The sequence below is a fragment of the Massilia sp. 01N417 genome, from assembly GCF_056399645.1.
This window is the reverse complement of the sequence record NZ_JBFTRS010000036.1, coordinates 1-14,500: the sequence shown is the minus strand read 5'-3', so window position 1 is coordinate 14,500 and position 14,500 is coordinate 1. Positions and strand designations below refer to the sequence as shown.

The 14,500-nt window shown below is 66.9% G+C and carries 12 protein-coding genes; 7 read left to right on the top strand and 5 right to left on the bottom strand.

The window, feature by feature from the left end:
• Positions 1–125 precede the first annotated feature (125 nt).
• Complete coding sequence (locus AC1DOQ_RS26015) at positions 126–1,802, bottom strand: electron transfer flavoprotein-ubiquinone oxidoreductase (RefSeq protein WP_477371008.1); 1,677 nt, start codon at positions 1,800–1,802, stop codon at positions 126–128.
• 188 nt (positions 1,803–1,990) lie between these two features.
• Here AC1DOQ_RS26015 and AC1DOQ_RS26010 point away from each other — a divergent pair, with 188 nt between their 5' ends.
• The 3 genes from AC1DOQ_RS26010 to AC1DOQ_RS26000 are packed head-to-tail and all read left to right on the top strand — an operon-like array spanning position 1,991 to position 3,982.
• Complete coding sequence (locus AC1DOQ_RS26010) at positions 1,991–2,767, top strand: SDR family oxidoreductase (RefSeq protein WP_477371005.1); 777 nt, start codon at positions 1,991–1,993, stop codon at positions 2,765–2,767.
• The gene (locus AC1DOQ_RS26005) at positions 2,764–3,510 is read left to right on the top strand and encodes an alpha/beta fold hydrolase (protein WP_477371002.1); all 747 of its coding nucleotides are present in this window, start codon (positions 2,764–2,766) and stop codon (positions 3,508–3,510) included. The genes AC1DOQ_RS26010 and AC1DOQ_RS26005 overlap by 4 nt, the downstream gene beginning before the upstream one ends.
• Positions 3,511–3,550: 40 nt before the next feature.
• Positions 3,551–3,982, top strand: coding sequence for an acyl-CoA thioesterase (locus tag AC1DOQ_RS26000; RefSeq protein WP_441934246.1), 432 nt, complete (start codon positions 3,551–3,553; stop codon positions 3,980–3,982).
• A 6-nt stretch (positions 3,983–3,988) separates the two neighbouring features.
• Here AC1DOQ_RS26000 and AC1DOQ_RS25995 read toward each other — a convergent pair whose 3' ends face one another.
• Together AC1DOQ_RS25995 and AC1DOQ_RS25990 are read right to left on the bottom strand one after the other, a co-directional pair.
• On the bottom strand, positions 3,989–6,892 hold the full coding sequence (locus AC1DOQ_RS25995; RefSeq protein WP_477370999.1) for a hypothetical protein: 2,904 nt from the start codon (positions 6,890–6,892) through the stop codon (positions 3,989–3,991).
• Positions 6,893–6,986: 94 nt separating this feature from the next.
• Positions 6,987–7,517, bottom strand: a complete 531-nt coding sequence (locus AC1DOQ_RS25990) for a LuxR C-terminal-related transcriptional regulator (RefSeq protein WP_477370996.1) — start codon at positions 7,515–7,517, stop codon at positions 6,987–6,989.
• 168 nt (positions 7,518–7,685) lie between these two features.
• On the opposite strand from AC1DOQ_RS25990, the gene AC1DOQ_RS25985 reads away from it, so the two are divergent.
• Positions 7,686–8,384 carry a CoA transferase subunit A gene (locus AC1DOQ_RS25985; protein WP_477370993.1) on the top strand — a complete coding sequence of 233 codons (699 nt, stop codon included), beginning with the start codon at positions 7,686–7,688 and terminating at the stop codon, positions 8,382–8,384.
• A gap of 23 nt (positions 8,385–8,407) precedes the next feature.
• Complete coding sequence (locus tag AC1DOQ_RS25980) at positions 8,408–9,058, top strand: CoA transferase subunit B (protein ID WP_477370990.1); 651 nt, start codon at positions 8,408–8,410, stop codon at positions 9,056–9,058.
• A gap of 42 nt (positions 9,059–9,100) precedes the next feature.
• Here the strand turns inward: AC1DOQ_RS25980 and AC1DOQ_RS25975 are convergent, their stop codons facing one another.
• Positions 9,101–10,372: a TonB family protein gene (locus AC1DOQ_RS25975; protein WP_477370988.1), complete on the bottom strand. Its 1,272-nt coding sequence runs from the start codon at positions 10,370–10,372 to the stop codon at positions 9,101–9,103.
• The gene (locus AC1DOQ_RS25970) at positions 10,369–10,755 is read right to left on the bottom strand and encodes a BlaI/MecI/CopY family transcriptional regulator (RefSeq protein WP_477370985.1); all 387 of its coding nucleotides are present in this window, start codon (positions 10,753–10,755) and stop codon (positions 10,369–10,371) included. Before AC1DOQ_RS25970 ends, AC1DOQ_RS25975 begins: the two co-directional genes overlap by 4 nt.
• A 150-nt stretch (positions 10,756–10,905) precedes the next feature.
• Between AC1DOQ_RS25970 and AC1DOQ_RS25965 the strand changes: the two genes are divergently transcribed.
• On the top strand, positions 10,906–13,281 hold the full coding sequence (locus AC1DOQ_RS25965) for an ABC transporter permease (RefSeq protein WP_477370982.1): 2,376 nt from the start codon (positions 10,906–10,908) through the stop codon (positions 13,279–13,281).
• A gap of 21 nt (positions 13,282–13,302) precedes the next feature.
• Positions 13,303–14,106, top strand: coding sequence for an SIMPL domain-containing protein (locus AC1DOQ_RS25960; protein WP_477370979.1), 804 nt, complete (start codon positions 13,303–13,305; stop codon positions 14,104–14,106).
• Positions 14,107–14,500: the final 394 nt, after the last annotated feature.

The following is a 14,500-nucleotide window of genomic DNA, read 5'->3' as shown; positions in this document are numbered from 1 at the left end:
CTTCGTCGCCGGCTTTCGTGATCGGCCTCGACGGCCGCATCGTGCCGTATGCTGGGGCTGCACGTGGCGCTGGATCACGTTGGCACCGGCCATGCCTCTTTGGCGCAGGTGTCGCGCCGGCCGGATTACATGTTCGGGTAATTCGGCCCGCCGCCGCCCTCCGGCGTGACCCACACGATGTTCTGGGTCGGATCCTTGATGTCGCAGGTCTTGCAGTGCACGCAGTTCTGAGCATTGATCTGCAGGCGGTCCTTGCCTTCGTCCGTCTTCACGAATTCGTACACGCCCGCCGGGCAGTAGCGCTGCTCCGGACCGGCGTACTTGGCCAGGTTGACCTCGACCGGGATCGCCGGATTCTTCAAGGTCAGGTGCACCGGCTGGTCTTCCGCGTGGTTGGTGTTCGAGATGAACACCGAGGACAGGCGGTCGAAGGTCAGCTTGCCGTCCGGTTTCGGATAGGCGATGGGCTTGAAGCTTGATGCGGGACGCAGGCATTCGTGGTCGGCGTGCTGGTGGTGCAGGGTCCACGGCGCCTTGCCCTTGAACAGGATCTGGTCGATGCCGGTCATGATGGTGCCCAGGTATAGGCCCTTGCTCATCCACGGCTTGAAGTTGCGCGCCACGTGCAGTTCCTCGTGCAGCCAGGACTGCTCGAAGGCGGCCGGGTAGCTCGCCAGTTCGTCGCTCTGGCGGCCTTCACCGAGGGCCGCGAAAGCGGCATCGGCGGCCAGCATGCCGGTCTTGATGGCGGCGTGGCTGCCCTTGATGCGGGACACGTTCAGGAAGCCGGCATCGCAGCCAATCAGGGCGCCGCCTGGGAACACGGTCTTCGGCAGCGACTGCAGGCCGCCGGCGGTGATCGCGCGGGCGCCGTAGGAGATGCGCTTGCCGCCTTCGAAGAAGTGGCGGATCGCCGGGTGGGTTTTATAACGCTGGAATTCCTCGTAGGGCGACAAATACGGGTTCTGGTAGGCCAGGCCGACCACGAAGCCGACCGCGACCTGGTTGTTCTCCAGGTGGTAGAGGAAGGAGCCGCCGTAGGTGTCGGAGGGGAGCGGCCAGCCGGCCGTGTGGATCACCAGGCCCGGCTTGTGCTTGGCCGGATCGATCTCCCACAGTTCCTTGATGCCGATGCCGTAGGTCTGCGGGTCCTTGCCCTGGTCCAGGCTGTACTTGGCGATCAGCTGCTTGCCCAGGTGGCCGCGCGAACCTTCCGCGAACAATGTGTACTTGGCGTGCAGCTCCATGCCCAGCTGGAAGTCCGGACCCGGTTCGCCGTCGCGCTTGACGCCCATGTTGCCGGTGGCGACGCCCTTGACGGCGCCGTCGTCGTTGTACAGGATCTCGGCGGCCGGGAAGCCGGGGAAGATCTCGACACCGAGGGCTTCCGCCTGCTGGCCCAGCCAGCGCACCACATTGCCCAGCGAGATCACGTAGTTGCCGTGGTTGGTCAGCGCCTTCGGCACCATGAAGTGCGGGGTCGCGTAGGACTTGGTCTCGGTCAGGAACAGCACGCGGTCTTCGGTGACGGCGGTGTTCAACGGTGCGCCCAGTTCTTTCCAGTTCGGGAACAGTTCGTCCAGCGCGCGCGGATCTATCACCGCGCCCGACAGGATGTGCGCGCCCAGCTCACCGCCTTTCTCGAGCACGCAGACCGAGACCTCGCGGCCCTGTTCCGAAGCCAGCTGCTTCAGGCGGATCGCCGCCGACAGACCGGCAGGGCCGCCACCGACGATGACGACGTCGTATTCCATCGCTTCGCGCGGACCGTATTGTTCGATGAGGTTGTTGGGCTGAGTCATGTTTTAATAGTGTTAGAAAAATTTAAGCACGAGTGTGCACTTTTTTGCTCATGATTGCAACGCAGCGCGCTATTGTAGGGCAGATATTAGATGCGGCAATCTAAACGAGGAGAATTTGGTGAAGTGTGTAATGATTATGTCGTCGCAACAGAATATAGTTCGGTCGGGCTCAGGCAGAGGAGTGGAACGTGGGGATTGAAGTCAATTTCGAAGGCAAGATCGCAATGGTGACGGGCGCATCCAGTGGACTGGGCGCGCGTTTCGCGAAGGCCCTGGCGGGGGCGGGGGCGCAGGTGGTGCTGGCTTCGCGGCGCACCGAGCGCCTGAAGGAGCTGCGCGCCGAGATCGAGGCGGACGGCGGCGCGGCCCACGTGGTGTCGCTGGACGTGACCGACCTCGCCAGCATCAAGTCGGCGATCGCGCATGCCGAGACCGAGGCCGGCCCGATCGACATTCTGGTCAACAACTCGGGGGTGTCGACCACCCAGCGCCTGCTGGACGTCACCGAGGACGATTACAACTACATCATGGACACCAACCTGCGCGGCGCCTTCTTCATGGCCCAGCAGTGCGCGAAGCGCATGATCCAGCGCGCCAAGGGCGATCCCAAGAAGCAGCACCGGATCGTCAACATCGCCTCGGTGGCGGGCCTGCGCGTGCTGCCGCAGATCGGCGTCTACTGCATGAGCAAGGCCGGCGTGGTGCAGATGACCAAGGCGATGGCGGTCGAATGGGGCCGCTACGGCATCAACGTCAACGCGATCTGCCCCGGCTACATCGCCACCGAGATGAACGAGGACTACTTCGAGTCCGAGCAGGGCAAGAAGCTGATCGAGATGCTGCCGCGGCGCCGCATCGGCAAGCCGGAAGACCTCGACGGCCTGCTGCTGCTGCTGGCGGCCGAGGAAGCCCACTTCATCAACGGCACCATCATCACGGCCGACGACGGCATGACGGCGCAATGACCGCACTGGTCGTGGTCCATGGCCTGCTGGGCTCGGGCAGCTACTACGATCCGCAGCGCCGGCTGCCCGGGCTCGATGTGCGCACGCCCGACCTGCTCGGCTACGGCGCGCAGCGCAGCGTGGACGCCGGCATCGACCTGCACGCCCAGGCCGAGGAGATCGCGCGCGTGCTGCGCGAGGAGGTCGGCGAGCCGGCCTGGCTGCTCGGCCACAGCGTCGGCGGCGCGGTCATGATGCTGGCCGCGCAGGAGGTGCCGGAACTGGTACGCGGATTGATCAGCGTGGAAGGCAATTTCACGCTGAAGGACGCGTTCTGGTGCTCGCGCATCGCGCCGATGCCTGATGCCGACTGGGCGGCCGAATACGGCGCCATGGAAGACGATCCGGCCGCCTGGCTGGAGCGCATCGGCATCGAGGCCAGCGACGAACGCGTCGCCCTGGCGCGCGAGGTCCTGGAAAACCAGCCCTACACGACCATCCAGGCGATGGCGCGCTCGGTGCTGGAAGTGACCGGCGCGCCCGCCTACCTGGAAGGCGTGCGGCGCGTCCTCGGAACCGGGGTCCCGCTCTACCTGCTGGGCGGCGAGCTGTCCGCTGCCGGCTGGGACATCCCCGAATGGGTGCTGGCGCTGGCCTGCGGCAGCCTGGTCCAGCCGAAGGCCGGGCACATGATGATGCTCGAGGACCCGGCGGCCTTCTGCGGCATCGTCGGCGACATCGTGGGCCGGCACGCCGGCGGCTGAACGACTACAATGCCTGCTTTTTCAAACGAAGCAGGCAACGATGAGCAACGAAAAACCGACGCGCAAGCTGATGCACACGATGCGCCAGGCGATCCGCTGGGGCGACATGGACGTGCTGGGCCACGTCAACAACACTGTTTATTTCCGCTACATGGAAAGCGGCCGCATCTGCTTCCTGGAAGAGGCCGCGGGCGAATTCAATATGCAGGGCGAGGGACCGGTGATCGTCACCGCCTACTGCACCTTCATCAAGCAGCTGAAGTATCCGGGCGAGATCGAGGTCCGCACCTACGCCGGCGCCCCGGGCCGCTCCAGCTTCGAAGTCACCCACGAGATCAGCCTGGTGGATGCCGAGGGCAAGGCCGACGTCGTCTATGCGGAAGGCGGCGGCAAGGTGGTGTGGATCGACTTCAAGAAGGAGAAATCGGTGCCGCTGCCGGAGCACCTCAGGAGCGTGCTGCCGGCAGCTTGACCCCGCTCAGCGGCGCTTGCGCTTGTCCTCCTCGCCGCGCTCGTTGTCCAGCAAGGGGATGATGAAGGTGGCGGCGTCGCGCAGGATGCCCTCCGGTCCCCGCTGCTCGACGACGATGGTGTGGCCGCCGGGACTCACCACGGGCGGCAGGGGCAAGGTGAAGCCGCGGGCCGCCTCGAAACGCGGCTGCACCCCGATCTGCACGGGAACGCCGTCGATCGAGACGGACAGCGGCAGGGCCGGATCGAAGCCGAATCCGTGCAGCAGCACGACCAGCGCCCCGCCTTCGCCGTCCGGATTCTCTTCCTGCCTCACCTCGACCCGCACGTAAGGCCCGAGCGCCGGCTTGCGCGGCAACTGCGCTTCCTGTACGTCGCGCGGCGCCAGGATCACGCCTTTCAGGATCGCCCCATCCAGGTAGAGCCCCTTGATATGGGCGCCGGCCTTCACCAGCGCCCGCAGTTCGTGGTCGCCGCCGAGCTTGCCCAGGCGGTCGGCATGCGTCACCTCGAACGGCGCCGGCACCGGCGTGCGCTCCCAGGTAAGGCCGCGGATGCTGCCGCCGCTCAGCGCCACTTCGCGCAACTCGCTGGTGGCAGGGTCTAGCACGAAGTCGAGGATGTCGCCGCCTTCCGTGATGAAATAGCCGCACACCGGGCAGACGTCGGGATTGTGGATCTGGCTGAGCGGCACGCGGGCCCCCTTCCAGTAGATGGTCGGCTCGGCCAGGGCGGTCAGGACGGCGGGCCGGATGATGCGGCGCGGGCACGAATAAAACTTTTTCCATAGTCCGCGGCCGTAGGAAGAGATGATGACCTGTCCGCTGCCCTGGAAGTAGAAGGACGACACCTGCGGGATGTTGTCCGAACCGGCCAGGTAGCTCCAGGTCGCGCCGCGGTCGAAGCTTTCCATGATGCCGGCCTGCTGGGTGCCGACCAGGATGTGGCCGGCGCAATCGGGATCGAAGCCGAACGCGCTGATCTGGGAGAACGGTCCGAAGCTGAACTTGAAGATGCCGCCGCGCGTGGCCAGGCCGGTCAGCGCGGTGTCCGTGGTCCAGGTGGCGCCGGCGTCATGCGTCACCCTGACCGTGTTGCTGACGATGTCGGGCACGATCAGGAAGTTGGCGTCCCGCGGGTCGACGCCGAAAGGCTTGTACCACGCGAATTCGGTTGCAAAGATGCCGAGGCTGCCGAAGCCGCCGATGTCCGACACCAGGGGCGAACCGGCGGCCAGCGTATCGGCGATCCGCTTGATGCCCACCACCGGATAGCCGGCCGGCGTCGCACCCGACAGCTTGACCGCGGTGTAGATCACCGGATTGCCCACCGGCCCCGCGACCTTCGGCAAGTCCTGCGGATCCTCGAGGAAGCCGTAGCGTGGCGTCCAGCTGGCGCCGTTGTCGGTGCTCAGGTCGTAGATATTGCCCGGCAGGCCGCTGAGCTGGGTGTTCTGGACATAGGCGCCGGGCTTGAGCAGGCGCGGGTTGCCGGCATTGTTCGGCGGGTTGAGGAAGGCGCCGGCGCCGGCCAGCAGCGGACCCGAGATGAAGTTGGAGCAGGGGCCGCAATCGACGCCGGTCAGCCGGGTGTCCGCGGCAGGGATCGGATCGCGCCAGATGTTCAGGTAAAAGCCTTCGCAGCAGACCTTGGCCGGCCAGGTGACGCCGGCATCGCCCGAGGCCCAGATGAAATTGTCCTGGGTCGCGAAATACAGGTCGGATGCCTTGCGGTCCGGGTGCAGCTGGCCGGTCACCTCGGTGATCTGCAGGGCATCGTAGCCGGCGTCGCCGCCGCCGCTCACATGCCAGTGGAGGCCGGCATCCGAGGTGCTGTTCACGCCGGCGTCGGAGGTCAGGAGCAGGGGCGTCCTGCCATCGGCGGCGCTGAAGACGAGGTCGGAGGTGTCGCAGTGGTCGAGCACGGACGCGGTCCAGCCCGACAATGTCGGCACCGCACCGTTCGTCACCGTTGCGCTCTGCTGGGTGCACTTGCCGTCGCCGAAGTGGAGGCTGTAATGCGTCGCATCGCTCGGCTGGGCCGTCCTGACGAAGGAGGGGCGGTTATAGACGGGAATGTCGAGCAGCTGCCCCCAGGTCGCGCCATTGTCCCAGGAGCGGTAGAGCAGGGTGTGGCCCTCCCATGTCGCCGCCGCGACGTTCCAGACCCACTGGTTGAAAGTGAAGAAGAGGTGGGCAGGATTGAGCGGCGATACGGCGATCTCGTTATGCACCCCCCTGACGATGAAGCCCGGCAGGCCGGTGGTCGACAGGTTCCAGCTGCCGCCGGAGTTGGTGGAGACTTTCACGCCGCCGTCGGTCAGGATCGCCAGGCGGGTGGTGGTCGGCGCCAGCACCGCATAGCTCCTGTCGTTGTCGTAGCCGGCGGCCTTCGGCAGGAAGTGCCAGGTGGCGCCGGAATCGCTGCTGAAGGCGACGCCGCAGGAGGTCGCCGCCCAGACCCGGTTGCGCGCGGTTTCCGCGGCCAGCCCGAAGCCCGAGAGGGCGGCCGCGCAGGCCGGGACCGGCGTGGTGACGGCCACCCGCGACCAGCTGGCGCCGGCGTCGACGCTGCGCCAGATGCCGCCGCCGGTGCTGGCCCTGGTGTCCGAGAGAGCGGTGGCGATGACGATGTTCGCGTTGCTCGGCAGGTACTTTACGTCGGTGAAGGCGAAGGTGCCGTTGCCGCTGGTCTGGGCCCAGGTGGTGCCGGTGTCGGTGCTGCGAAAGATGCCGCCTGAAGCCGACGCCACCACGATGCGGCTGGAGTCGCCGGGTGCGACGGCGGCCGCGACCGCACGCCCGCCATTCTTGATGTCGGGCTGGTACTGGAAAGGCGAACAGCCGGCCAGCGCGGCTGCAAGAATGGCGGATGTGAGCAATCCGCGCCAGGTCGATCTCAATCGGGCCATCATGTCCTCCTCGGGCGCATTCGCATGGAAATGCACGCCGCATAGCGTGCTCATCCATAATGGCTAGGGGAGGCGGGGCGGGCGTTGACGCGGCTCAGCGCGCCACACCGACCAGCTTGTGCACCAGCTCGGAGGAAGTCGATGCCGAGAATTTCTTCATCAGCTTGGCCCGGTGCATCTCCACCGTGCGCGGGGAGAGGTCGGTTTCGCGCGCGATCACCTTGCTGGTCTTGCCTTCGACCAGCAGGGCCGCGATCTCGCGCTCGCGCGGGGTCAGCGCGGCCGTCACCGGGCGTTTCTCGCTGACATCTTCGAAGGTCCAGATGCCGGCGCCCAGCGGCTGCTGCGGGTCGAGGGCGCGGCCGCTCACGTGGCACCAGAACAGCTCGCCGTCCGCGCGGCGCATGATGCGCTCGTCCGAGTAGCGGCCCTTCGCGTTCATGATGGGGACGATGCGGTCGCCGGTGCGCAGGAATTCGTCGTGTGTCGGGTAGAGCACTTCGAAGGACTTGCCGTCGAGCTGGGCGCAGTCGTAGCCGAACATCGACGCCAGCGCCTGGTTGCACGCCTGGATGATCCGATTGACCGAGATGCACATGCCGACCGGGGCATGCTGGAAAATCATCTCGTAATCGATGGCGTATGATGCTGTCGTCTGATGCAAACTAAAGTCTCCATGGCCGGCGCTTGCCGGTATTTCTACGGTATTGTGCTTTGCAGGGGGCTATTTTATTCTCGAATTCTACTCTGCTGTACAGAAAGAGCTGTTGGCTTAACTACTAAAGGGACGGGTATGAATAAAGTTTATCCAGATGCGCGGTCCGCACTCGAAGGTGTCGTCAAGGACGGCCAGACCATTGCCGTGGGCGGTTTCGGCCTGTGCGGCATTCCTGAAGCGCTGATCGCCGCGCTGCGCGATTCCGGCGTCAAGGACCTGACGGCGATCTCGAACAATGCCGGCGTCGACGACTTCGGTCTCGGCCAGCTGCTGGCCACGCGCCAGATCAAGAAGATGATCGCGTCCTACGTCGGCGAAAACAAGGAGTTCGCGCGCCAGTACCTGGCCGGCGAACTGGAACTGGAATTCACGCCCCAGGGCACGCTGGCCGAGAAGCTGCGCGCCGGCGGCGCCGGCATCCCGGCCTTCTTCACCAAGACCGGCTACGGCACCATCGTCGCCGAAGGCAAGGAGACCCGCGAATTCGACGGCGAAATGTACGTGATGGAACGCTCGCTGAACCCGGACGTCGCCCTGGTCAAGGCCTGGAAGGCCGACCGCGCCGGCAACCTGGTGTTCCGCAAGACCGCGCGCAACTTCAACCCGAACGTCGCCACCGCCGGCAAGATCTGCATCGTCGAGGTCGAACAACTGGTCGAGACCGGCGCGATCGATCCGGACCAGGTGCACCTGCCGAGCATCTTCGTGCACCGCATCGTTCACAACCCGACGCCGGAAAAGCGCATCGAACAGCGCACCGTGCGCGCAGCCTAAGCTAGGAACAGGAGACAGACGACATGGCATGGACTCGTGATGAAATGGCCGCGCGCGCGGCAAAGGAACTGCAGGACGGCTTCTACGTGAACCTGGGTATCGGCCTGCCGACCCTGGTGGCGAACTACGTCCCGAAGGACGTCGAAGTCTTCCTGCAGTCGGAAAACGGGTTGCTGGGCATCGGCCCCTTCCCGCTTGACGCGGAAGTGGACGCCGACCTGATCAACGCCGGCAAGCAGACCGTGACGGCGCTGCCGGGCTCGGCCTACTTCAGCTCGGCCGATTCCTTCGGCATGATCCGCGGCGGCAAGATCAACCTGGCGATCCTGGGCGCGATGCAGGTCTCGGAAAAGGGTGACCTGGCCAATTGGATGATTCCGGGCAAGATGGTGAAGGGCATGGGGGGCGCGATGGACCTGGTGGCCGGCGTCAAGCGCGTGGTGGTGCTGATGGAGCACGTCGCCACCGCCAAGGACGGCTCGGTCAGCCACAAGATCCTCAAGAAGTGCGACCTGCCGCTGACCGGCGTGGGGGTGGTCGACCGCATCATCACCGATCTCGGCGTGATCGACGTCACCGACACCGGCCTCAAGCTGGTGGAACTGGCGCCGGGCGTGACCAAGGAACAGGTGGTGGCCGCGACGACCGCCGAGCTGGACGTTTCGGCGGTCTGAGCACAGCCGGGCCGAACAAAGCCGCCTCGATGGCGGCTTTTCTTATTCCAGGGTCCAGACGTACTGGACCTTCGTCCATTGCCGTATGATGCGGCCGTTCTCCAGGGCCGGGCCGAAGCGGCATTTCAGCAGGGCGCCACGGGCCGCTTCATCCATGCTGACGAAGCCGCTGGACCTGGCAATCGCCGAATCGATCACGGCGCCGTCGGTATCGACCAGGAAGTCGACAGTAACTGTTCCCTGGTGGCCGGCGGCGAGATCCGCATGCGGGTATTCCGGCTTGCGGCAAGTGTTGAAATCGGCGATCGCCGTGCGGTTCAAGCCCAGGCCGGGACTGGCGCCGCGCTGGTTCGCCGGCGCATGCGCGCTGGCCGCGCACACCACGGCCAGGCACAGCACCGGAATCGCCGCCTTCCAGTTGAGCGCCTGCACGTCAGGGCGCAGCAGGCGCCGGATCCGCGCCATCAGGTCGCCGCCGTTCGCGGCCTGGGCCAGGTGGTGGCTGGAAAATTGCAGCTTTTCCAGTTCCGACAGCGCCAGCGCCAGGCGGCGCGGCTCGCCCAGGTGGCGGGACGCGAAGTCGTCGGCGATCTGCTCGCGCTCGGCGCGGATACGGCGCGACAGCCACCACACGGCCGGGTGGTAGAACAGCAGGGTTTCGATCACGTTCTGCAGCAGGTTGACCAGGTAGTCGTGGCGCCGCACGTGGCCGAGTTCGTGGGCCAGCAGGGCTTCCAGCAGATGCGGCGGCATGCCGGCGACCAGACTGGCCGGGACCAGCACCACAGGGCGCCACCAGCCGGCCGTGATCGGGCTGGCGAGACCGTCGACCACGCGCAGCCGCACTTCGCGGCCCAGGCCGCAGCGCTCTGCCAGGCGCGACAGGCGTTCCTGCCAGGCCGAGTCGCAGGCTTGCGCGCGGGCCGCGCGGCCGATCCACAGCAGGCCGACCGCCATGCGCAGGCTCAGCGCGCCGGAGCAGGCGGCCCATAGGGCGACGATCCAGCCGAGGTTCTGCGCCAGCCAGGGCAGCAGGCCGGTCGCACCAGGCATGGCGGCACCCGCACCGCCGGCGCCGGGGAAGAGCTTGCCGCCAGCATCGCCGGCGCCTGCCTTGAGCAGCAGCGCCAGGTCGATCGCCGGCCAAGCCAGGCACAAGACCAGGCCGATGCAGGCGACCGCGTAGCGCGTCTCGGGCCGCGCATTGCGGAGAGCGACGAGCAGCACCGCGACGGCGCAGCCGAGCAGGGCGCCTTGCCACACGAAATGGATCAGGGTCCAGCCGAGCGCCGCCACCACGGCCTGGGCGCTCATCGTTTGTCCTCGCTCTTGAGCAGTTCTTCGATTTCCTCCCTTTCCTTCTTCGAGATCCCGGATTTGAGGGCCGCCAGCACCAGCGCCTTGGCCGAGCCGGAAAAGGCGCGCTGCATCAGGTCCTTCAGCAGGTTGGTCTGCAGCGACTCCTGGGCCTGGGCCGGTGCGTACACGTGAGACCGTTCGCTTTCGTCGCGGATCAGCAAACCCTTCGCATGCATGATCTGCATCAGGCGTAGCACGGTCGCGTAGCTCACGTCCGGCCGGGTCTTGAGGATCTCGTCATGCACCTGGCGGGCGGTGCCGGAGCCCAGCGGCCACAGCACCTGCAGCAGGTCGAGTTCGGCCGGGGTCGGCTTGGAGGGGGCGGGGGACTTGGCCATGATTCATCCTCGAAAAACACAATGCACACGCGCGTAGACTAGCCCTTCTAGATAAGGCTGTCTACAAAAATATTTATTGAAATGCTATTGCGAGAAAAGCCATAAAAGGCATAGCATAGACAGCATTGTCTACTTCGGCGGGGAGTACGGATGCGGCTTCGGAACCTGAAACTGGCCTGGCGCCTGCTGGCAAGGGAGCCGCTGTACTCGGCGGTCGCGGTGCTGGGCCTGGCCGTGGCGCTGGCCGCCTGCTTCCTGCTGTTCGGCCTGGTACGCTACGCCTGGACCTATAACGACGCCATCGCCGGCGCCGACGGCATCTATGTGGTCAAGGAGCGCCGCAACATGTTTCCGCGCGCAAGCTGGGGCGAGAGCGCGTCGCCGCTGCTGGCGCGGAAGGCCGAAGCCGCGGGTCTGGTGCGGGACGCCACCGGCGCCAGGACCGATCGCCTCACCGCCCGCGTCGGCGATCGCTTCGTGCAGCTGAGGGTATCGGTGGCGGAGCCCAACTACCTCGACTTCTTCGGCCTGCGCACCATCGCCGGGGATGCCCGCGCCGCCCTGGTCCGGCCCGACGCCCTGGTCCTGAGCCGCAGCGAGGCGGTGCGCCTGTTCGGCGGTACGGACGCCCTCGGCAAGGTGGTCACGATCGCCGGCACGCCCTTCGTGGTCCGCGCCATCATTGCCGACCTGCCGGCGAATACCAGTCCCGCCTTCGAGGCCCTGCTCGGCAAGGGCGTGCACAGCTGGGATCCGACGCCGAAGACCACCCAGGATGCCTGGTTCAGGCGCGCCCGCCTGTACCTGCGCCCGGCGCCCGGCGTCGACGCCCATGCGCTGGAGACAGCGCTGGAAGAGATGGTCGCCCGCGAGCGCGACGCCGGCCTGCCGGCGACCTTGACGGAAGGCCGGCCCAAGCCGCTGACCAGCATCGCCGTGACCCGCCTGTCGAAGGTCTACTTCGACCAGGACCTGGCGGCGGGCAATAGCGAACGCTATGGCAACCCGGCGGCGATCGCCGGCCTGGCCCTGCTGGGCCTGCTGATCCTGGTGCTGGCCGCCACCAATTACGTGAACCTGGCGGCGGTCCGCACCGCTGCGCGCCGGCGCGAGATCGCGGTGCGCAAGGCCCTCGGCGTCTCGGGCACGGGCCTGGCCGGGCAGTTCGCGGCCGAGGCGCTGCTGGTGGGTGCCGGCTCGACCCTGATCGGCGGCGTGCTGGCCTGGCTGACCTTGCCCCTGTTTTCCGCGCTGGTGGGCCGTCCCGTGGCCGCCACCTTCGGACCGGGCGCCTGGGCCCTGATGGCGGCGATCGGCATCGCGACCGGCCTGGCCTCCGGCCTGTATCCGGCCTGGCTGGCGGCGCGCGTGCCGCCCAGCGTGGCCCTCGGCGGACGCGCCGGCGAGACCCTCGAAGGCGTGCGCCTGCGCCGCATCCTGACCGTGGCGCAGTTCGCCGCCGCGATCGGGCTGGTCGCGGCCAGCCTGGCTGTGTGGTGGCAGGCGCGCTATGCCAGCGGCGCCGACCCGGGCTTCGACCCCGCGTCCCAGCTGGTGCTGCGGCTGCCGGGCCAGCCCGGCCAGCAGGCCACGAGCGCGGCGCATGCCTTCAAGGCCGAGCTGAGGCGCCTGCCCATGGTCGAGGGAGCGACCGCGATGTCGGAGGCGATCGGCCGCGACGACGTCACGATCACGATGAACGTGAGCCTGCGCGACGGCAGCGCCGTGCCGATCGAAGGGAAGGAGGTCGGCGCCAACTTCTTCCAGGTGTTCGGCCTGCGTCCGCTGGCGGGCCGGCTGTTTGCGCGCGAGGGCGAGGAGGGCGTGGTGCTGAATGCGCGCGCCGCGCTGGCCCTGGGTTTCGCCACACCGGAGGCGGCGGTCGGCCAGATCGTCGACAAGGACAAGCGCGTGATCGGCATCGCCCCGGACCTGCGCTTCACCACCTTGCGCCAGCAGCCGGGCCCGATCATGTACCTGCAGAGCGAGGACCAGGGCGTGCTGACGGTGCGCGTGCGCGGTCCGCTGCCGGATGCCCGCGCCGCCATCGACATGCTGTGGCGGCGCCACTTTCCGAACGATGCGCCGGACATCGAAACCGCGGCCTCGGTGTTCGCCAGGAACTATGCCGAGGACTTGCGCCAGGCCCAGCTGCTGGCGCTGGCCAGCGTGGTGGCGACTGCCCTGGCCTGCTTCGGCATCTACGTGCTGTCGAGCTACACGATCCGCCGCCGCGCCCGTGAATTCGTGCTGCGCAAGCTGCACGGCGCCACGCCCCGCCATATCGGCCTGCTGGTGGCGCGCGAATGGCTTGCGCTGCTGGGCGTGGGAGCGTTGCTGGCGCTGGCGCCGGCCTGGCTGTGGACCGAGCGCTACCTGGCCGGTTTCGTCGAACGGGCGCCGATGGGCTGGTGGCCGCTGGCGATCGCCTGTGCCGGCGTCGGCCTGGTCGCCCTGGCCGGCTGTGCGCGCCAGGCCGTGGCGGCGATGCGGATGTCGCCGGCACTGGCCTTGCGCGACCAATGATTTTTTACCGATGGAGTCCACATGCTGAAGATGAAGCCTTTCCTGCCGATGATCACCGCGAGCCTGCTGGCGGCGGCTGCGCTGGCCCTGCCTGCGAGCCCGGCGCTGGCCTCGACCATTCCCGATTACCCGTTTGTGCATGTGACCGGCAGCGCCTTCCGGGTCGAAATTCCGGATATCGCCGCCCTCGATTTCCAGATCGTCGCGGCGGACGCCGACCCGGCAGCCGCGCGCGGCGTGATCGAAGCCAGGGTTCGCGAGATTCGCGCCCTGATGCAGGAGCTGAGTATCGACCCGGAAGACATGGTGGTACGCGAAGTACGTCAGAGCGTGCGCAAGGAGCGTGCGGCCGACGGCACGCCGGTGTATGAACTGAGCGCCGACGTCAAGATCAAGGTACGCAATGTCGCAAATTGGCCGAGGCTGGCGGGCGGCATCCTGGGCAAGCCCAACCTGGATAGTTTCGCCTCGAATTTCGACCTCAGCACGATGGACAAGGTCACCGATGAACTGGTTACCGAGGCGATCGTGGATGCGCGCCGCCGCGCCGAAGTCATGGCCGAGGCTTCCGGGCGCCGCCTCGGGCCGGTGATGGCGGTGACCACCGATGCGATCAAGAAGCTGGGGACGACGATGGGCCTGGAACGCGAAGAGTTCAGGATGCCGCGGTCGTCGGGCCGCGGCGCCGGTAACCAGCGCGCCGAGGATATCGACCGCGAAACCTTCCTGATGATCCAGATGCTCAAGCTGCGCCAGGCGGCCGACGTCATTTTCCGGCTCGAGAACGCAGCGCCCGCCAGGGCACGCCCGGCAAAGAAGCCCTGAGCGCGCGACCCGATCCTCCCCGCGAAAGCGGGGATCCATGCTGAGCTGCCGAAGTCCGTACTCCCATCACGCCGGGATGTCGCCGACGGTTCGAATCCTGTCGTTCAGCATGGGTTCCCGCTCTCGCGGGAACGACGGAAATAATAGGCGCTGTTCGCGCCAAGTGTGGAATCTTTTCCGTAAGCCTGCGGTCCAATGTCGACCTGAACCGTTGACGGAGGCCCAATGCAAGCACGGCAGTTCGAACAGTTCCTGCAACGCCTGTCCAGTCTGACCCGGCGGCAACGCGACCGCCTGCTGGCACTACTGCAATCGGCGGCCGGCCTCGACCGCGTGCTCGAGATCGTCGAACAACCCGCCGCGCCGCTCTGTTGCCCGCACTGCCAGGCCAGCA